Annotated in this window: 12 protein-coding genes; 7 read left to right on the forward strand and 5 right to left on the reverse strand. The window is 63.3% G+C overall.

The window, feature by feature from the left end:
• Nucleotides 1-132: 132 nt before the first annotated feature.
• The 3 genes from Pan216_RS10240 to Pan216_RS10250 form a co-directional block, all read right to left on the reverse strand.
• Entirely contained in the window at nt 133-1464 is a 1332-nt protein-coding gene (locus Pan216_RS10240; protein ID WP_145257902.1) for a di-heme oxidoredictase family protein, read from the reverse strand.
• Between the two features lie 290 nt (nt 1465-1754).
• Complete coding sequence (locus Pan216_RS10245; protein WP_419193483.1) at nt 1755-2888, reverse strand: YHYH protein; 1134 nt, start codon at nt 2886-2888, stop codon at nt 1755-1757.
• A gap of 122 nt (nt 2889-3010) precedes the next feature.
• Complete coding sequence (locus Pan216_RS10250) at nt 3011-5305, reverse strand: peroxidase family protein (protein WP_419193484.1); 2295 nt, start codon at nt 5303-5305, stop codon at nt 3011-3013.
• Nucleotides 5306-5567: 262 nt separating this feature from the next.
• Here Pan216_RS10250 and Pan216_RS10255 point away from each other — a divergent pair, with 262 nt between their 5' ends.
• The gene (locus tag Pan216_RS10255; RefSeq protein WP_145257903.1) at nt 5568-6203 is read left to right on the forward strand and encodes a sigma-70 family RNA polymerase sigma factor; all 636 of its coding nucleotides are present in this window, start codon (nt 5568-5570) and stop codon (nt 6201-6203) included.
• 71 nt (nt 6204-6274) lie between these two features.
• The gene (locus Pan216_RS10260) at nt 6275-9139 is read left to right on the forward strand and encodes a serine/threonine-protein kinase (protein ID WP_145257904.1); all 2865 of its coding nucleotides are present in this window, start codon (nt 6275-6277) and stop codon (nt 9137-9139) included.
• Nucleotides 9140-9625: 486 nt separating this feature from the next.
• Here the strand turns inward: Pan216_RS10260 and Pan216_RS10265 are convergent, their stop codons facing one another.
• Together Pan216_RS10265 and Pan216_RS10270 are read right to left on the reverse strand one after the other, a co-directional pair.
• Entirely contained in the window at nt 9626-9937 is a 312-nt protein-coding gene (locus tag Pan216_RS10265) for a putative quinol monooxygenase (RefSeq protein WP_145257905.1), read from the reverse strand.
• Between the two features lie 58 nt (nt 9938-9995).
• Complete coding sequence (locus tag Pan216_RS10270; protein ID WP_145257906.1) at nt 9996-11687, reverse strand: ABC1 kinase family protein; 1692 nt, start codon at nt 11685-11687, stop codon at nt 9996-9998.
• A 383-nt stretch (nt 11688-12070) separates the two neighbouring features.
• Here Pan216_RS10270 and Pan216_RS10275 point away from each other — a divergent pair, with 383 nt between their 5' ends.
• The 5 genes from Pan216_RS10275 to Pan216_RS10295 all read left to right on the forward strand — a co-directional run bounded on the left by Pan216_RS10275 (nt 12071) and on the right by Pan216_RS10295 (nt 20422).
• Entirely contained in the window at nt 12071-13090 is a 1020-nt protein-coding gene (locus Pan216_RS10275) for a hypothetical protein (protein WP_145257907.1), read from the forward strand.
• Between the two features lie 1090 nt (nt 13091-14180).
• Nucleotides 14181-16535, forward strand: coding sequence for a serine/threonine-protein kinase (locus Pan216_RS10280; protein ID WP_145257908.1), 2355 nt, complete (start codon nt 14181-14183; stop codon nt 16533-16535).
• A gap of 83 nt (nt 16536-16618) precedes the next feature.
• The gene (locus tag Pan216_RS10285; protein ID WP_419193485.1) at nt 16619-19027 is read left to right on the forward strand and encodes a type VI secretion system Vgr family protein; all 2409 of its coding nucleotides are present in this window, start codon (nt 16619-16621) and stop codon (nt 19025-19027) included.
• A 20-nt stretch (nt 19028-19047) separates the two neighbouring features.
• On the forward strand, nt 19048-19797 hold the full coding sequence (locus Pan216_RS10290; RefSeq protein WP_145257910.1) for a DUF6931 family protein: 750 nt from the start codon (nt 19048-19050) through the stop codon (nt 19795-19797).
• A 22-nt stretch (nt 19798-19819) separates the two neighbouring features.
• Entirely contained in the window at nt 19820-20422 is a 603-nt protein-coding gene (locus tag Pan216_RS10295; RefSeq protein WP_145257911.1) for a DUF6931 family protein, read from the forward strand.
• Nucleotides 20423-20436 lie beyond the last annotated feature (14 nt).

Here is a 20436-nt window from a genome sequence, read left to right on the forward strand (position 1 = left end):
TAGGCGTGAAAACCATCCCTTAACTTTCCCGTGTTGCCAGCCGTGCACCGACACACTTACGATGTGCCAATCACTTCCGGAGTAGCCCTTTAAAACGCCGGCGCGATCACTTATGGTTCGGGATGCTGGCCGCTACTGGGGCTTGAGGACGAGTGTTCCCTCGCCCACGGCTGGCATCACCGGAGCCCGCAGGCTCTTTAGGAACTTGATCAGCGCGACGCGATCTTCCTTCTCGAGCTGTTTGTACTGCTCCGTCACCTTCCGCGAGGCGCCCGCATGACGGTGGATCGCGCTCTCGAGCGTTGGGCTGCCGCCGTCATGAAAGTACGGGGCCGAGTCGGCCACGCCCCAAAGCGGGGGCGTCTTCCACTCGTCCGCGCTCGGATGACGATCGGGACCGATCGGATCGCGCGGGACCGGCTCGCGGTAGCTCGCATTGTCGGGCTCGGTCAGGCGGTGGAGCGACAGATCGCTGTATAGTCCCTCGATGCCGCCCAAGGTCGGGGTATGGCATTGAGCGCATCCGATCGAGGTGAAGAGATGCTCACCCCGTTCGATGATCTGCCGTTCGGCCGTGTCCTCGGGCATCACTTGTTCGGGGCGGGGCAGGTGCCTGACGAACGCGACCAGCGAGCGAAGTTGCTGGCGATCCATGTCCAAGCGAGCCGTATCGCTCTCGTTGGGCTTGCCCGGGACCGGCTGTCGCTTGAGTGGGTTCGAAAGGCCAAGCTCCATCGCGCACGCGGCGGCGACGAACTCTTCCAAGTTGGCGAACTGGCCCTTCCAGCCGAAGCGACCGAACCGGCCGTCATCGAGAATGCGCGGGGTCCCGACCGAGACCGCGTCGAACTCGAGTTGCAGTTCACTGCCGATCTTCTTGATGGCCTTGGAGAAGTGATGCCCTTGGACCGTGAAACTGTTGATGTTGTCGATCAGCCCAAGCCCGAAGAGGGGCGGGGTGTTGATCTCGGTCATTCGCAGCGGGTCGAAGTCGGGCGTGATCGTCGCGCAGTTGACTCGGATCGGGCCGCCGGGCTCGACGGGGAAGAGCGACCGCAGTTGTTCGGTCGTTTCGCGGTACGAGACATCGGTGGCCGAGGCGTGGATCACGCCGGAGAGCCGTTGGGGCCGCTGGGCGGTGGGTAGAATTTCATAGGCGGTGACGTTGTGCTTGTTGGGGCCGGCGCCGCCGACGCCTCCTTGGAAATGGCACTCGACGCAACTCTTGGCGTTGAAGACCGGCCCGAGCCCGTCGCCGTTGCGTGCCAAGGGATCGTTCGGTTGCCACTCGTGAACGAAGAGTTCCTCGCCCTGGCGAAGGGTCGCTTCGCTCGGTCCCGCGAGCATCGCGCAAGCGACCGCGACGAAGAGAACGAACTGAGCGATACCGGCTCCAATTCGAAGGAGGCGGCGCGATTTGCGCCTCGGGCGACGAATGGATGGGGAGCGGCGAGATGAAGTCACGACAGTTCTCCGTTTCGTCGAAAGAAAGACGTGCGTCAACGAACCGAACTCTACTGCTGACGAAAATATTAACTTTCCCCAATCGGGAAGGCGAGGGGAAAGTCGAGAATTCGAGTGATGTTTTGGCGCCGTTTCGGCGCGAAATGGACGCTTTTCTGACGACTTTGGAGAGAAACTCGCTCGAATCGGGGGCTTCTTGGCGGGAAACGGGGCCTTTATTGATCGAAAACGAAGCTGCCGCGTCCCGATGGCGATGCGTTGCGACGGGACGAGGCGGAGCGCGGTGGCGGCTAGCGATCGCGTTCGGAGGGTGGGGGAAATCCGCCCGGCGGCCCCGGTCGCCCTCCGCGTCCTTGGACGCCGGGACCGCCAAACGGAGGTGGACGACGACCTCGACGCCCACCGGAGCCCGGACCTCGACCCGGCCCCCGTCGAGCGAAACTCTCGTCGGGTGTCCCTCGGTAGAGTCTCGGAATGAACGGAAACTCGTTGGTGACCACGTAGTAGTACGTCCCTTCGGGATACTCCGGCGTGACGCCGACCCGGCCGTTGGCTTCGTCGAGATCCCCGGCGCCAGGGACGAACTCCCAGTCCTGGACGAAGGTCCCGTCATAGCGCCCGCCTGGACCGCCGCGGCCACCCGGACGCGATCCTTTCTTCAAGCGATAGCTCGAGCGCAAGCGGACGACATCGCTCTCTGCGTCGTTGGGCTCGGCATGTCCATGGAGAGCGTAGATCGGGAAGCCATCCGCGGCGTAACCGACCAGAACCATTTTCTTCTCGTCGCCGAGCTTGGCGATCAGGCCCGTCGGCATGCCGTGGTAGTGATAGGCTCCCGTCGGCTGGACATGAGCGTTGCTCGCGTCGAGGCCGAGGTTGATCTTTCCCGAGAGCGCTTCGTAGTTCCACCCCGAGCGACGATCGCGGTTCCAGAACTCCGCGGTTCCCGGGTCGAAGGGAACTCCGTTGAGAGCGACGCCGAAGGGTTGGCCCATCGCCGAACGAAACTCCTCGTTCATTCGCGGTTGGAGCGGAACCCGAAACGTGTAGCGCTGCGGCGCGATCCTGTTGGGATTGCCGCGGTTGGGAAAGCGACCGTGTTGGTGATCGGGAATGCCGTTGGCGGTGATGTAGCGGTAGTTGCCGCGAGTGACGATGCTGACTTCGTTGTCCTGATCGCGATGGGCCTGACCATGTTGATGGCCGCCGGGACCGGGGTGAGCGAGGACGCTCGTGGCGACAAGCAGCAGCGAGCATGCGGCGAGAGCGTAGCGTAGCGAACTCATCCCGGTGATCTCCTTGGTCGGCGGATGGGGCTGACGGTCGACGGGGCGCGACTTGATGGAAGCATGAGTGGCTGTCATCATGGCGACAGCGATAAAACGCGGCGGGTCGGGCAGATTCTTTCCGACGTGCGCAGTCATGTCGAAAAGTTTCCGTTGGCCCCCGACCCACCGCGGCTTCGCGTTCTCATGAAACCCCGGCGGCGTCGGCGAGTGTCGGAGCGGGCACCCGCCAACGGACGCCGGTGGGATGACGAGGCGATCTAGCCCATCATCCCTTCGAAGAACATGTCGACGGCACGGGGATCTTGTTGACCGCCGCCGCCGTTGCGATCTCTTCGACCGCCACCGTCGTTGTTGTCGGCGACTTGAGCACCGGGACCGCCGGGGCCTCCGCCGCCGCGACCATCTCGACCGTCGCGATCGCGTCCGCCATCTCGGCCGTCATCGCGACCGCCACCGGGACGACGCTGGTTGATGGTGACGACTTCCACCCCGTCGGCATCGACGATCTCGACGTTGTCCTGGTTCTGAACGCCGAGACGCAAGACGTCGACGTCGGACATTTGGACGACTTCGCCGTTGATGGTGAGGACGCCCGAGTCGATCACGACCTCGTCGACATCCCGCGAGCCGCGGACGGTGACGACATCACGCTCGCCCTCGGTTCCGGCAATGACGATCCCGCCGGGGAGGGTCATCTCGGCTTGCGAAGTGTCGATCGTGAAGCGGTTCTGTTCCAGGTCGGTACCGACCAGGTGGACTTGGCTGACGTCCTCGATCGCGCGGCTCTCGAGCACCTGACCGGTCCGCTGGTCGATGATCCGGACTTCGGTCTCGTCGATCACCACCGTCATCTCGGCGGAAGTGTTGCCGTCGGCCTTGTAGTACAGGACCGAGGAATCGTAGAAGACGTTGTCCTGGATGTTGGTGATCGAGGTGTTGCGTTTGATGATGTCCGAGAGCTTGGTGCTCTCGATTTCGGCGAGTGCCTCCCCGGAGAAGACGTTCTCGTAGTAGAAGCGATCGCCGTCGCGAATACGCTCGAACTGGTCGGAGATGACCGTCGAGGCGAGTTCGCCCATGCTCGATCCGGGGAGATGGTCCTCGGCGAGCATGCCGACCCACGCGTCGATGTCGTCGACACTGTCGTAGACCGACGCGAGGTTCGCTTGAACGTTCGGGTCGGAGCTGATGTCGGCGAAACTGGTGACGCGTTCGAGGCCGTAGTCCTCGCGCATCTGGTTGTAGTCGGCCAAGCCATGATCGCGGCCACGCTGGATGTTCAGCGACGCCAGGTCGAAGCCGCCCGCTCCGGGAGGTCCGAAGAGGAAGTTGCGGACATCGTCGATCACTTGGTTGTCGATCTCTTGGGCTTGCTGGCTGGCCAGTCCGAGCAGGAGCGAGTCGATGCCGTTGTCGATCACTTCGCTGGGCGTGAAGAACGCGTTCTGAAGCGCGATCGAGCCCTCCTCGGCCTCGGTGCCGTCGTTGTTCAGTCGCTGGAGCTCCGGCGAGAGCATCGTGTGCCCAATCCGGTACGCGGCGGTGGAGAACTCATTGGCGATACTCGGATCGACGCTCGGGTCGTACCCTTCATAGTCGTCGATCGCGTCGTAGCCGAGCAGGGCCGGAAGGAACTCGTTGTATGTGATCGACTGGATTTCCGCGACGACGATCGAACGAGCCTGTTGGTAGAGTTCCTCGTCGGTCCACTCGGGATGCTCGGCGGCGAGCTGATCGGCCCACCAGTTGTGTTCGCGGACGAAGAGTGTGTGCATCGACGTCAGGGCGATCTGTTCGTTGGCGCGGACGTCGCCCGCCTCGAAGGAGCCACTTTCGCCGATGGGCAGCAGATCGCCGTTTTCACTCTCGGTGACGCGGAGCTTTCCGCCCTCGAATGACCGCAGCGCCGCGGCGGTTTCCTCATCGGATCCGTAGACCATCGAGCCGTCGATCAACGCGGTGATTTCGTTGATCTGCTCACGCGGGTTCGAGGAATCGGTGCCGGTTGACGTATCAAAGATAGAGCGAGTCAGTTCGATGACCTGCTCGCCGGTCCCGGTGGGATCGAAGAAGAAGTCCCCGGCGGGAACGTCGATGTTGAATTCCTCTTCCAGTTCGCCACCACCGGTGAGGTCGATGTCGTGGTCGATGAACTGTCCCCACTGCCAGATGAAGTCGGTCAGGTAGCGATCGTTGACGATGGAGGTCTCTTGCGAAGCGACCGCGTTGCTGATTTCCCGAGCGCTGACTCGGTCCTCGCCGGCCGGTTCGGAAACGCCGTCGGCGTACTCGGCGTCGGAGATGCGGATAAGCTGGATGCCCGTGGAGCCCCAGTCAGGGTTGGAAAGGTTGTTGCCGGTGCCGTCAATCGTGCGGTACTCGGCGAAAAGGTCCGCCGAAAGCAGCGCGTCGGTCATCCCGAGCACCTCGGCGGCACTCACGGTGCCGGTGGTGAGGACGAAACGATCCTCGAGTGGTTCACAGCTAATCAGGCGGCTCTTCGGAGCGACCAACGAACGAATTCGCCGTTGCGGCGAGAAACGCATCGACATGAATGTCTCCTTCCTCTGTGAGACTACGAAGAATACGAGGGACGTGACGGGTTTGGGGAGGAACCGCAGCCCGAGCGGTTTCTTGCCCCAGCGAACAGCAAAGAGCGTTTGTGACGACTCCCCATGGAGGTGGAAACGCGGGGTTGTGTCGACGTCTACATGGCGGGGGCGAAAATTGTGGTGGATTCTTTCTCGCGAGGCGGAAGCGAGACGTAGATTCTGGAAGTTCCGGTCCGTTGTAGAACCCAGGGGGTAACGATTGTTGACTGAAGAGGCGGAATCGGTCGAAGTCATTGAGGCACTAAGGACGCGGGGGGCGGAAGCCGTCGCCGAGTTCTTCGCACGCCACCGACAACGACTGGCCATGACGGTCCACTTAAGAATGGACCGACGGATCAAACCCCGGGTGGACGAAGACGACATTCTTCAAGAGTCGTGTATCAACGCGATCTCCCGTCTTCACCACTACTTGAACGACCCGTCGATGTCGTTCTTCGTTTGGCTACGCTTGATCGTGGGTCAAACGTTGTGCGATGTTCATCGACGCCATCTCGGGTCGAAGAAACGCGACGCCGGTCGAGAAGTCTCGATTCGCGGTGGCAGGCAAGCCGCCGCCTCGTCCCTCTCGATCGTGGGCATGTTCGTCGGCCAACTCACCTCGCCGAGCCAAGCGGCGATCAAGGCCGAGTTGACCGGGCTGCTCGAGGAGGCCCTCGAACAGATGAACCCCATCGATCGCGAGGTGCTCTCGCTGCGTCATCTCGAGGAGTTGACCAACAGCGAAGTGGCCGAAGTGCTCAACATCGAACCGAAGGCGGCGAGTATCCGCTACATTCGGGCCATTGGCAGGCTCAAGGGAGTGCTCAAACGCTTCCCCGGCTTCTTCGATGAAACGTAGCCGCCAAACCAACAACCAGACGAACGTCGACGTCGGCCAACGTCGGGCGATCGCGTGAGGGGTCCAACGTCGTGGGCAAGTCGGACGAAGACGAACCACTCGTCGAGGAACGCGAGATCGACGAGGACGCGCCGCGCGATCCCTTGGAGGAATTGGCCGCCGAGTTCATCGAACGCAAACGCAAGGGAGAGCGGGTCACGATCGACGAGTACGTCAACCGACACCCCGACTTGGCGTACGAGATCCGCGAACTCTTTCCGACCATCGAGGCGATGGAGGGGATTCGCACCAAGAAGAAAGAAAGCCTCGAGGTCTCGCGCCATCGAACCAAGAAACTGGCGCAGCTTGAGCGATTGGGCGACCTGCGCGTCATCCGTGAGATTGGTCGTGGTGGCATGGGCGTGGTCTACGAAGCCCATCAGGCTTCGCTGCGCCGTCGCGTCGCCGTCAAGGTGCTTCCCATCGTCGGCACCGCCGACTCCAAAGCGGTGCGCCGTTTCCGCCGGGAAGCCCGCGCCGCCGCCAATCTTCACCATACCAACATCGTCCCGGTCCACTACTCCGGTCGCCGCGAGGACTGCTGCTACTACGTGATGCAGCTCATCGATGGCGTGACGCTCGACGCGCTACTCGACGAGGATCGTCCCCTCGCCGAACGGGTCGCTCCCTCCTCGGGCAAGCTTCCGACCCAACCCATCCCGGCGATGGTCGATACCTTCGACGGCGATGACATCGACTTGACTTCCGAGGAACACCTGACGCCCGCGTCGTACCCGATCGAGGACGACCGCTACGTCGCGCGCATCGGTTTGCAGATCGCCCAAGCCCTTCAGTACGCCCACGACCAAGGGACGCTGCACCGGGACATCAAGCCCGGCAACATCATGCTCGATCGCCGGGGCAACGTTTGGATCACCGACTTCGGCTTGGCCAAGTCGCTGCACGGCGATTCAATCAGCGTCACCGGGGAGATTGTCGGAACCCTTCGCTACATCGCACCCGAACGGCTCGACGGCTTCGTCGATCCCCGCAGCGACGTCTACAGCCTGGGGGTGACGCTTTACGAACTCCTCTCGCGCAAGCCGGCGTTCGACCAGAAGGCGCGAACGCCTTGGCGGGAGATGGTCGAACGAATCCGCACCGGCAAGTGCGAACCGCTCCATCAAACTCGCCGGGGAATCCCGAAGGACCTCGCGACGATCGTCGAGAAGGCGATGACGCTGGAGCCGGAGGATCGGTATCAGCGCGCCAGCGACTTGGCCGACGACTTGCGGCGTTTTCTCGAGGATCGTCAGGTCTCCTCACGCAGCTATTCGACGGTGGAACGGATCGGCCGATGGATGAAACAGTCGCCGACGGTCGCGGCCCTCTCGACGACGACGCTTGGGCTCTCACTCGCGTTCGGACTCGTGACGGCGCTCGGGGTGGTCGCGCTGCAACAGTCGCTCGATCGCGAAGCTCAACACCGCATCAAGGCCGAAACCTCCGCCCAGATCGCTTCGACGACCCTCGATAAGATCTTCGAGCGTTTTCATCCGTCCCGAGGGGCGGGAGCGACGGAGATCGAGGGGGCGACCACGCTCGCCGGCAACCAAGGGGGGGCCGTCTCCTCCGCCGACGCGGCCCTGCTCGAGGAACTGCTGAGCTTCTACGACCAACTCTCCCAGGAGGAGATTCGCGACGCGTCGATCGGGGCTCGGCCGGCGATCGCTCGGCGTCGGGTCGGGCGCATTCAGCAGTCGCTCGGACAGTTCGACGCGGCGCTGGAAGCCTACCGCGACGCGATCGGCAAGTATCAAACGCTCGCGGCGACCAGCGATGCCCTGGACGATCCCAAACTCGAAGTGGCTCGCATTCGCAATGACATGGGCGACGTTCTCCGTCGCTTGCAGCGAACCGAGGAGGCGCGGCAAGTTCACGAGACGGCGCTCGAGGAACTGGGGCAAGCGATGGCCACGACGACGCCGACCAAGGAACTCAACTACGAGGTGGCGCGGACGCACTATCTACTCGGCTCTCGGCTACGGCCGGGAATGGGGCCATTCAGTCCGCCGCCCGACGAGGCGGTCTTTCCCGTGACGGACGCGCTCGACGCCGAAGAGGAAGTCACGTTTCCTCGTGGTCAGGACCGCAAGCATCTCGAGAACGCCGTCGCGGTCCTTGAGCGTCTCGTCGACGACCATCCCCAGTTTCGCGCCGCGCGGTCTCTGTTGGGCGTTTGTCTTCGGGAGCTAGCCGCTGATCGGTATTCACTTCGGACCGACGAGGACATCGCCGCGGAGAAGCGGGCGGTCGAGATCTTCGAACAGCTCATCAAGGAAGATAAGAACGACGTCAACAGCCGGCATCAGTTGATGGAGACGCTGTCGGAGCTCAATGTCTTCGGGGCGTCGCTGCGGCCGGAGCACTACGCCCGCGCCGAGGCGAATCTCCGTCGGGCCCTGGCGATCGGCGAAGATCTCGTCAGCCAGGATCCCCACTCGCTCGATTGCTCCCTCGCGCTCGTCCACCTCTACTACAAGTTGGGCAGCGTGATCGAACAACGTTCGAGCACCGCCGACGACGAGGTCAAACGCGAACGATTGATCCAGGTCGAGGATTGTTTTCGCAAGGCCTATGAACTTCAGATGACGTTGGCGGAGCGATTTCCGCAGGCGACCGCGTATCGGCTCTGGGCGAGCAAGTTCCAGCTCGACCTCGCGCGGGCGCAACGCGAACTCGGCCGGCTGATGGAGTCGCGGAGCACGCTCGAGGGTTCGATCGCCCGTCTGACGCAGTTATGGCAGCGGGATCCGGGCAATCGGCGGATCGCCGCGTTGCTTTCGGTCTCGTACGAGGATCTGGAACGGCTGCTCTCGCAGCTCGGCTTGGAGAACGAAGCCGCCGTCGCCCGCACCAAGGCGAAGACCTACCGTTCGCAACTCGACCAATCGTAGCCGGCGAAACGATCAACGAGTTATTGCTTTCGATCAACCGTCAACCAGGGTGCGCGTGGCGCGATTCTGGGTTTCATTAGAGCACGGCGTTGCCGTTCGGAACACCTTTGTCCAACCCGTAACCCAGGGTGCGCGAAGCGCGACCCTGGGCTTCATCAGAGAACGGCGTTGCCGTTCGAACCGAGAGAACGTCACCGTTTGGATGGCGAGAACGTTTCTCGGGTGCCGTGCCCACGCTGGCCGTTGGCATGCGGTAGTCGTCTTTGATTCAGTAAGATTCCGCACGAACGGTTGACGAGACGTCATGTGACGCATGTGCCACTCACGCCATTGGTCTCCGTCATGACGGCGGCATCGGCTGACCTCCGCGAACACTCAACGGGGGAACTCGCTCTGGGGCTTATGCCGAAGGGGCCAAGTGGCGCGTAGCGCACCCTAGGTAACGAACCAATGGACATCGCCACCCCGGCGGGGTTGTCTCGATGCCTACTCCTCCGGTTTGAGCACGCGGATCGAGGCGCCGTGATGGTACTGGGCGTTCTGATTGACGAACTCCAAGACCAAGGGCGAGGTGCGAAAGGCCGCGTAGTGATGCAGGCTCTCCCACCTCAGCAGAATCGTGATGACGTCGGGGCGCACCGGCACGACGCCGGCTTGATCGAACTCGGCGTCGGCGAGAATCTCGAAACCTCGACAACCCTCGGCGGCGAGGACGCGATGACGCAGCGCCCGAAGTCGCTCGATGGTCGACTTGCGGTACTCGTCGTTGGCGCTGACTTCGATCAGGGAGTAAATCATGTCCAAGACTCCATCAATAGTCGCTTGTTTCTGGCAGCCTGCTTAAAGCAACGGTCTGCTAGAGGGATCGCCGCAGGTTGGAGGCCAAAAAGACCGCGATCAACACGCCCGCCCCGATGAGTCCAGTGAACCCAATTCGCGTCAAGAGTCGAGAGGCGTTGGCCAATTCGTCGGCGAGAATGAGGATCGACGAGCCGATCGTCAAGCCGGAGATCACCAGCGCGAACGCGACGTTGCGCGCGGCCCGCTCGATGGTGTCGTCGTTGAGGCGCTCGAGTCCCTTGTGCTCGACGCTGATGCTGAATTCCCGGCGCCGCAGCCGCGCCACCAGTGCCCGGATGTCGTTGGGTATCTCCTCCAAGAGTTCCACATAACCCAGGATGCTTCGTTGCAATCGCTCGCGTTGGGCGGCGAAGCCGTAGCGTTGCTTCATCAGTCGTTCGACGTGCGGGCGTAGGTGGCTCATCGCGTCGAAGCTCGGATCGACTTGACGCCCGACCCCCTGGATCGTCGTCATCGCCTTGATGAGAAAAACGATGTCGCTGGGGCACTGGATCCGGTACTCGCGAAGCAGGCCGAAGAAGTCGTTCAACAGGCCCGGCATGTCGAGCGTTTCGAAGGTCGCGCCGTCGAAGCGGGAGATGAACTCCCAGGTGTCCTCGCGGAAGGGACGACTCTCGTGCAGCGACGGGTCGGTGTCGGCCAGGGCGATCGTCGTGCGGATCACGCCTTCGAGGTTCCCGGTCACGACTCCGGCGACCAGATCGGCGAGCTGGTACATCGTCTTCTTCTCGATGCGGCCGGTCATGCCGCAATCGATGAAGGCGATCCGGCCGCCGGGCAGGACGAAGATGTTCCCCGGGTGCGGGTCGGCGTGGAAGAAGCCGAACTGCAGGCACTGTTTGAAGACGGCGTCGGTGCCGATCTCGACGCAGCGGCGGCGCTCCTGGCGCGTGAGGGTCTCGGGCGTCAGTCGCGAGAGCAGGGTGCCGTCGATCTCCTCGAGGGTGAGGAGGTTCTTGGTGGTCGCTTCCCAATGGACTTTGGGAAAGTGGACGTCGGGATCGTCGCGAAAGTACTCCGCGAGCCGATCGGTCGACTTGCCCTCGTGGACGAGGTCGACCTCGCGATGCAGTTCGCGAGTGAACTCCCGAACGACTTGGGTCGGGCTGTAGCCCATGTCCCGGAAGTGGCTTTCGGTGAAGCGGGCGATCTCCGAGAGGACGTCCATGTCGGCGGCGAGGATGTCGTGAATCCCGGGGCGCAGGACCTTGAGGATGACGCGCTCGCCGGTGCGAAGCAGGGCGCGGTGGGTTTGCGCCATCGAGCCCGCGGCGAGGGGTTGCTCCTCGATCGACGCGAAGAGTTCGTCGCGTTTGGGGCCGAGTTCCTCGTCGAGGCGTTCGCCGATGAGGGCGAACTCGAGCTTGGGGCAGTCCCCCTGGAGGTGCTTGAACTCCTCGGCGAGTCGGGGCGGAACCAGGTCGGGTCGTGTGCTGAGGACCTGGCCGAGCTTGATGAAGGTGGGGCCCAGTTCCTCAAGGACCAGACGGACGCGCCGTTCGGTCGGCTGGCTCGAAGCGATCTCCTGTTCGACTTCCCCCTGGAGCAATTCCTTGCCGACGGGGAGTTCCCGGTGCAGTCCCGAATCGACGATCAGCTTGCGGAAGCCGTGCTTGGCGAGGACCCGGACGACTTGGGCGAGACGCTTGGTGCCGCGAATGACTTTGTTGAATCCGGACAATGACATAGAGGTCGGGCTCGCTCCAAGGGGCCGGGGGCGCGGTGGTCGTTCGCCGTGCGTCGGACGACAGGCGCGAGTCTATCGACGTGGCTGGAGTGGTGCCAGGGGAGATTGCCGGAGGCGACGAGCGCGCGATCGCGGCGATCGGCAAACTCACCCCGATCGTCATGGCCCTTTCGCGTGACCCTTAACGGTATTGCGCGGCGGAATCAACGAAGCGTTTTTGAGGCATCGCCCCCGCGACGATGCGAAAGAAACTCGCAAAATGAGCGGCGTGCGAGCGACGGGAAGGCCGACGAGAACGATGTCGGACGATCGCGGGGCGACCACGTCACCTGCCGCGCTGGGCCGACGACGCACCCTGATTGACGCATCCGGAGGTCCGCAACGTGTCGTTCAACCGTCAGCCCGCTCCTCGCACGCTCGGCCTGCTTCGTCAGATGACGCGACGGCTACGAGCCGCCCTCAGCGAGCAACCGAGGAGGAAGAAGTGGCTCCGTCCCGCGCTCTCGTTCGAGTCGCTCCAGGAACGGCTCACCCCTTCGACCACCGACGGCATCGGCATCTTCCGCCCCGACACCGCCGAGTTCGCCTTCAATACCAGCGAGCTGACCGACTTCAACAGCCGTGAGTTCTTCACGATCACCTTCGGCAACGCCGGCGATCAGGGCTATGTCGGCGACTTCACCGGCAACGGCATCCCCAACGTCGGCATCCGGCGCGGCGAGACCTTCTTCATCAACACCTCCTCGATCAACGCGTTCGATTCGGCCGCCTATGTCAGCGTCAGGATCGGACTCGACACCGATCAGGTGCTCATCGGCGACTGGGACGGCGACCAAGTCGACGATATCGGTCTCTATCGCGCCGAGCTGGCGACCTACGTCGCGATCGACATCCCGGTCCTCAACACCGGCCAGCGTGGCACCATCACCGCGAGCAACATTCGCAACATCACCTACGGATCGGGGCAGGCCGATCCGGATAGCGGGCCGATCTTGCCGGCGGTCGGTCACGTCATCGAGGACTACTTCGGCGACCAGATCGGCTACCAGACCGACGGCTTCATCTTCATCGCCGACATCGACATCACCCAGCTCACCGCGGGGAACACCTCGGTCACCGAGACGGTGACGATGAACCCCAGTGTCTTCGGCGTCGCGGGGGACGCCCCGCTACTCGGCCAGTGGGTCGAGGGAGAAATCGACCAGCGGGGGCTCTACCGCTCGTCGAGCATCACCTACTCCTTCTCGTCGCTCAACTCGTCGAGCGTCCAATTCGGACTGACGGGCGACGTCGGCATCCGCGGCCGATGGATCGGGCTTTCGGGCTCGTCGGCGACCCTCCTCGAATCCCCCTTGGACGAGGGCTTAGTCGACTCCTTCTTCGATCTCGAGGAAGAAGAGTAGTCGAGTCCTCGCATCTCCACCCGCGCGCTCCCCACCGGTCGTGCCCATCCGCGATCTTCGACGCTGTCGACGTGACGGGGGTGTCGAGGTTGGGTCGGGAAGGCGGTCAAGCCCGCTTCGGGGTTTGGAAGGAATCGTGCTTGGTGACCCAAGGTGCGCTGCGCGACCTTGGGCTGTGTTCTTCAACGGCGTTGCCGTTGCAAGAGTCGTCGTCGGCGGCGTCCGTGTTGGAAGACGTGTCGACGCTTCGCGGGTGTCGAGGTTGGGTCGGGAAGGCGGTCAAACCCGCTTCGGGGTTTGGAAGGAATCGTGCTTGGTGACCCAAGGTGCGCTGCGCGACCTTGGGCTGTGTTCTTCAACGGCGTTGCCGTTGCAAGAGTCGTCGGGGGCGGCGTCCGTGTTGGAAGACGCTGTCGACGTGACGGGGGTGTCGAGGTTGGGTCGGGAAGGCGGTCAAACCCGCTTCGGGGTTTGGAAGGAATCGTGCTTGGTGACCCAAGGTGCGCTGCGCGACCTTGGGCTGTGTTCTTCAACGGCGTTGCCGTTGCAAGAGTCGTCGTCGGCGGCGTCCGTGTTGGAAGGCGTGTCGACGTGACGCGGGTGTCGAGGTTGGGTCGGGAAGGCGGTCAAACCCGCTTCGGGGTTTGGAATGAATCGTGTTTGGTGACCCAAGGTGCGCTGCGCGACCTTGGGCTGTGTTCTTCAACGGCGTTGCCGTTGCAAGAGTCGTCGGGGGCGGCGTCCGTGTTGGAAGACGTGTCGACGTGACGCAAGATCTATTCTTTTGGGCCGTTCCCCTCCCTTGAAGAAAGGGGGAAAGAGCGAGGAGAACCGCGAAAGGAGAGAGGAGACTCCTGTGGCTTCCTTCCTTTCGAACTGCCTCCCATCTCCTCACTCCTTTCTCCAATCTCCTCACTCGACTCGTCACTGTTCCGGTTTCGTGGGCCGCGATGGTCGGGACAGATAGAACGAGCACTCGACATGGTGATCGCGATACCTTGGTCGTCGCGAGAACGCCAACGGTGTTCGGTGGCGGGTGGACGCCGGCGGTGTTCGGTGGCGCGAGAACGTCCGTTGGAGGAAGGGGAGCATGATCAATCGGCAGGATCTATTCCTGTTGCTGGTTCTGTTGCAGGACGAGTCGGTTTCCACGGAACGCTTGGGGGCGGCGTGCGCCGAGTTGGGGCAGTCGGATGAGCTGGACTTCGTTCGGCAACTACGGCGACATGGTATTGTCAGTCCGGAGAACCTGCAACGTTCCCTGGAGGAGGTGCGCTCGCAGCTCGAGGGCTTCGGGTGGAAGGAGTCGGAAGCCTTCGACCATCTGCTCCAACGGACCGCCCCCCACCGAATCCGCGACTTCTGGGCTCACTGGTGCGAGACCAAGCCGGCGGCCGCATCCGGAGATACCGACCTGCGCTATCGCTTCGACGAGCGACGCGGGGAGGGGGGCATCGGGACCGTCTGGGAAGTCTTCGACGAGGGGATGGAGCGGACGGTCGCGCTCAAGGAACTCAAGCAGAGCGCGGCGCAGCGACCCTCGCTGCATCGGCGCTTTCTCCGCGAAGGCCGGATCACCGCCGGCCTCCAGCATCCCCATATCGTGCCGATTTACGACTTTCAGGCGCGTGGTGTGGCGGGCAAGCTGCCGTACTACACGATGCCACTGCTCAATGGCGGAACCTTGCTCGATCGGATTCGCGCCCACCACGCCACCAAGAACGAACCGAACTCGTCGGGACTGCGTCTACGGGAACTTCTGCTCAGCTTCGTCGATGTCTGCGAGGCGATCGGCTACGCCAACGCCCAGGGCGTGATCCATCGAGACGTCAAGCCGGCCAACGTCGCGATCGGCTTGTTCGGCGAGGTTATCCTGATCGACTGGGGGCTCGCGAAGAGGGTCCACGATGCCGCGAGTGACACGGCGGTCGCGGACGAGACACTCGGCGACGAGATCAAGTTCTCGGAAACGACCCAGGTTGGGCACGTGGTTGGGACGCCGGCGTACATGGCGCCCGAGCAGGCGGCGGGCGACATCGGGCACGTCGGGGTGAAGACCGACATCTATGGCTTGGGAAGTACCCTCTTCATGATCCTGACGGGGAAGGCTCCCCACCAGAAGCATGTCGGCGAGGACGTTCGCGCGGCCTTCAAACGTCTGGCCAGTGAGCCGACGCCGTTGGCGCGGTCGGTCAATCCGAAGGTCGCGCCGGTATTGGAGGCGGTCTGCGCCAAGGCGATGGCGTTCGCGGCGGAGGACCGCTACGACTCGGCGATGGAGTTGGCGGCGGACATCAACCGCGTCTTGGCAGGCGAGGAAGTCGACTGCTATCATCGGCCCTTCGCGCGGCGCGTGGTCGCGATGATGCGCCGCAATCCGATTCGCGCCCAGGCGGTCGCGTCGCTGGTCCTGGTCGTCGGCGTCCTCTGCGCGGTCTTGATGGCCTACTCCTGGTCGGAGTCGCGGCAACTGAATCTCGTCGAACGCGGCGGGCTCACCAAGGTGGTCGAGGAGATGAAGCTTCTCGTCGACAGCCAGATGCAGGCAATGAAGGCCGACGCGAGCCTTCTGGCCAGTTTTCCGGCGGTCGGTAATTTCATCGAAGCGCGCCAGAGGGGAAAGAAGATGGCCGAGGCCAGCGCCTCGGAACAGATGATCAGCGACATCCGCGCGTTGCTGAAGTGGCATCCCGAGTACCTCTCGGTGAACATCATCGATGCCAAGGATCAGCGCATCGTCCGCGGCGTGCAGCGCGACACTCCCGGTGGCTCCACCCTGGTCGATATCTCCGAGCCGATTCCCTTGGTGACCTGGTGGAAGCCCTTCCTCGCCTACTGCCTGAAGCTGCCCCAGGGCGACACGACCTACTCCGGGGTGATGGCGCGGCAGGCGGTCACCGACGAGCAGGGCAAGCTCCATCCCATCCAGTTGCTCGGCGCCGCGGTCCGCGAGCCCGAGACCGATGAACTCATCGGAGCGGTGGTCGTCGAAGTCGACTTCGAGCAGATCCTCTTGGCTCCCGGTTCGGAACTCGCGAAATCGGCGACCATCCTGGTGACCGACGACCAAGGACACTTGCTGAACTGGCACGGGCAACCCCCACGTTCGCGCCTCCCCCTTCGTCCGGGGGAGCCGGTCGAGTTCGTCGATCCGCCGCTCGAGGGGTTCTTCGACAAGAAGGTCGACAACGAATTGCTCATCGCCGCCCAGGGAGAGCAACCGGGATTGATCGAAATCCGCCGGCTCCAGATCGAGGGGAAACCGCCGGGGGGGCAACTCGACATGATCGTCCTGCACAGTCTCCAGACGTTTGTCGAGGATGCGGTCCGCTACCACTACTGGGTCATCGGGGTCGCCGCGTCTCTTTTTGTCATCGCTTTAGTGACGACATGGGTGATGGTTCGCTTTATGCTCAAAGATGAAAACGGCCCACTCGCTTCGTAAAAAGCCTTCTGCGGTCCACCCGTTGGTCATCCTTCGCGATTTGAGAATTCTCCATGAGTCGATACTCCCAAGCGGACCGGTGGATGAAGTTCAGCTCACCGCTCGGCGACGATGCGCTGCTGCTCATCGGCTTCCACGGTCGAGAGGCCGTTTCCGAACTCTACGCCTTCGAACTCGACCTGGTCGCCCCTCGAGGGGAAGAGATCTCGTTCGACAAGATTCTCGGTCAGAGCGCCGCCGTGGAGTCGCACCTTCCCGAAACGCCGCGGCGGTACTTTCGCGGCATGATCAGCCGGATGGCACAGGTGGGACGGGACGAGGAATTCGTCCTCTACCGGGCTCGCTTGGTGCCGAAGCTGTGGGCGCTATCGCAGAACAAGCGCTCCCGCGTGTTTCAGCAGCAGACGGTGCCGCAGATCCTCGACAAGGTGTTCGAGGGATACCGCGTCAAGTTCACCCTTCACGATCACTACCCGAAACATAACTACTGCGTGCAGTCGCAGGAATCGGACTTCGCGTTCGCCAGCCGGCTCATGGAAGAGGAGGGGATCCACTTTCGCTTCGACCAACAGGAGGATGGCGAGGAGTTGGTGATCTGCGACGACTCGCGGGAATCGCCCCTGTTGCCCGACCAGGGGGAACTGCGCTACGACGCGACGTTCCAAGCCGAGGGTAAGTTGGGGCTGGTGGGAGACTGGATCAAGAGCCAAGAGCTGGTTCCCGGCAAGGTGAAGCTCGGCGACTACTCCTTCGAGTTGCCCAGCCAAGACGTCGGGGCTCAGGAGTCGCTGACCGAATCGGTCACGGCGGGAAGCGTGCGCCACTCGCTCCCGCTTGGGGCGCTCAAGGAGACCGAGGTCTACGACTATCCCGGTTCGTACTCGCACCGGCACGACGGGGTGTTGCCCACCGGTGAGGAATCGTCCGAGGAACTCCACGAGATCTTCGAGGACCGAGGTCGCACGGCGCGGATTCGGATGGAGGAACGCGCCGCCGGCGCCGTGGTCATCGAGGGAACATCGACCGCGAGTCACATGACCCCCGGTTTCGGCTTTCACCTCGCGGGACACTTCGACGGCGATGGAGCCTACTTCATCACCGAGGTGGAACACCAGGTCGAGCTCGCCAGCTTTCGCGGTGATGACAGGGGCGTGTCGCACTACAAGAACACCTTCCGCGCCGTTCCTCGAAGCGTTCGTTTTCGCCCCGAACGCGAGACGCCGATTCCGACCATGAAAGGGAGCCAGACCGCGAAGGTCGTCGGGCCCGCCGGGACCGAGGTTTTCACCGACAAGTACGGCCGCATCCACGTTAGTTTTCACTGGGGGGAGGTCGAGGACGAGTCGAGCCACAGTTGCTGGCTACGGGTGTCGCAACCTTGGGCCGGCCAGGGTTGGGGGATGGTCGCGCTGCCGCGCGTCGGTCAGGAGGTCGTGGTCGACTTTCTCGACGGCGATCCCGATCAACCGATCGTCACCGGGAGCGTCTACAACGCCGAGCAACCGGTTCCCTACAAGTTGCCCGACGAGCGTTCCCAGATGGGGATCCGTTCTCGTAGTCGGCACGGCGACGCGGAAAACTACAGCGAATTCCGCATCGACGACACGCTTGGCAAGGAGCAGCTTCACTTCCACGCCGAACGCGATTTGACCACCTCGGTCGAGAACGATCACAGCACCGTCGTCGCCAACGACATGCACGTCAGCACCGGAGCCGACAAGCACGAGGCGATCGCGGGCGTCTACAACATGATCATCGGCGGTGGAACCTCGGGCGACGCGAGCGACGACGGCTCTGGGGCAAGCCCGCCCTCGACGACGACCTCCACCGCGAGCCAGGGTTCCGGATCGGGTGGCGACTCGAGTTACTGGGGGCCGGGGTGGAACTACCAGTCGCCTTACGTGACGCGAACGATTGGTTACTACAACTCGACCTACTGCCTGGGCGAGATGCACACGATCTGCGCCGGGAACAACCTGGCGATCAATCTCGCGTTCAACGAGACAGTCAACGTCGGCTGGACGCTCAACCTCTTCACGGTGCTGACGACCGAACTCTTCTTTGGTGCCCAGTTCGAAATTCGTCGCCCGCTCACGACCGAGATCAAGGGGGGCGAGTCGAATATCAGCTTCCTGATCAACAAGTTCAAGGAGCAAGAGGAGGAGGTGGCCGCGGTCAGCCACGACATCGCCGCCGCCGCCGATCTTGCCATCGGAGCGGCGGGAGCGGTCGACCTCACGGCCGGCGCCGCCATGATGATCGATGCGGGCGCGACACTTGACATCTCCAGCACCGGCATCATCACGATCATGGGAACGGCCATCACGCTTTCGGCGGGTCCGACCAACATCGCGATCACGCCCGCGGGGATCATTCTCAATGGACCGATCATCAGCCTCAACGCCGACACCGAGCTGAGCATGATGGGGGTCTCGCTGTCGGAAGACATGGTCCAGATGAACGCGGCGATCGCGTTGTCGTTGATCGAGTGATGCTTTCATTGGAGGAAGCCGTGAAGGTTCTCAACATTCCCTTCCAGTTCGCCGGCGGCGGGACGACGCGCGCCGTGGACCTCTGGGACCCGCCTGGGACGACGACCGGCGACGCGCTTCGGTTGCTGACCGAGGAGATTACCGCCGCCGACTACTTGCGGGCCCTCGTCGCGTACGAACTCTACTACGACGCGCTGCGGTTTGTCGCCTTCGGGCTGGAGAAACGCCAAGCGGTCTACTGGGGATGTCTCTGCTATGGCAGTCTCTTCGGTCCACGTCTCCTTCCCGACGAGGAGGCCCGCGCGCTCGACGCCGCGATGGCGTGGGTTCGCGATCCGAGCGAGAGCCATCGGCAACGGGCCGGCCGCGCGGCGCTCGCCGCCGGGATGAGCACTCCAGCGGGATGCCTCGCCAAGGCGGCGTTTTGGAGCGGAGGGAGTATCGCCCCCGAAGGCATGCCGACGGTGGAAGCTTCCGAGTACCTCGTGCCCAAGGCGGTCGCGGGGGCGGTGGTCCTCACCGTGGCGTTGGCCGACTACCACCGACTTGACGCCCATTGCCGCGTGCTGCTCGGCCTCGGGATGCAGGTCGCCCAAGGCGCCAGACGCTGGCTCGAGCCGGAGACGGCCTCGGCCCCCGAGCCGAGCATGTCTCACGCTCCGGCTGACGAGATGGAGGAGACCAAGGACTCGCACGACGAGGAGACGCTCATCCTGACCCGCGATGAAGTCGAGTCGCCGCCGCCGACCGCGCAAAGCGTGAACTCCTAACGAGCGGGGGACGAAGCGTTCGATGACGATTCACCACACTGACCAAGTGAACACGGCCTCTCCCCCGGAACTGGCCGAGCATGCGGGCTTGAGCGACGATGCTCAACGCCTGTTGGCTCCGGTCCCGACGGTCGATGCGGCGATCCCGCGACTGCTCGAGTGGGAGCTCTACTCGGATGCTCTGGGGCTGACCGCGTTCTTCCTGACGACGCGACCGGCGGTCTGGTGGGGATGCGTCTGCCTCGGCGATCTTCTCGGGCCGGAAATTCCCGAGGAGGAGGCCGAGCCGATTCGCGCCGCGATGGCTTGGGTCGCGAACCCGAGCGAAGCGACCCGGCGCGAGGCGGGACAAGCGGGTAAGGAGGCGGGGCTGGGAACGGCGACCGGATTGGTGGCGATGGCCGCGTTCTGGAGCGGCGGGAGCATGAGCGAACCGCATCTCCCCGAGGTCTTGCCGAAGCCCTATCAAGCCAATCGCGCCGTTTCGGGAGCGATGAACCTCCTCTGGGCCGAGCAACCCCAGGACCAGAAAACCGAGTGTTGTCGGAAGTTGCTCGGCTACGCGGCGGAGATCGTCAAGGGCGAACGCCACTGGCGGACGAGCTATCCAAACGCATCGAAGTGACGGGAGACGAGCGA

It is taken from the genome of Kolteria novifilia (genome assembly GCA_007748055.1).
Classification (GTDB): domain Bacteria; phylum Planctomycetota; class Planctomycetia; order Kolteriales; family Kolteriaceae; genus Kolteria; species Kolteria novifilia.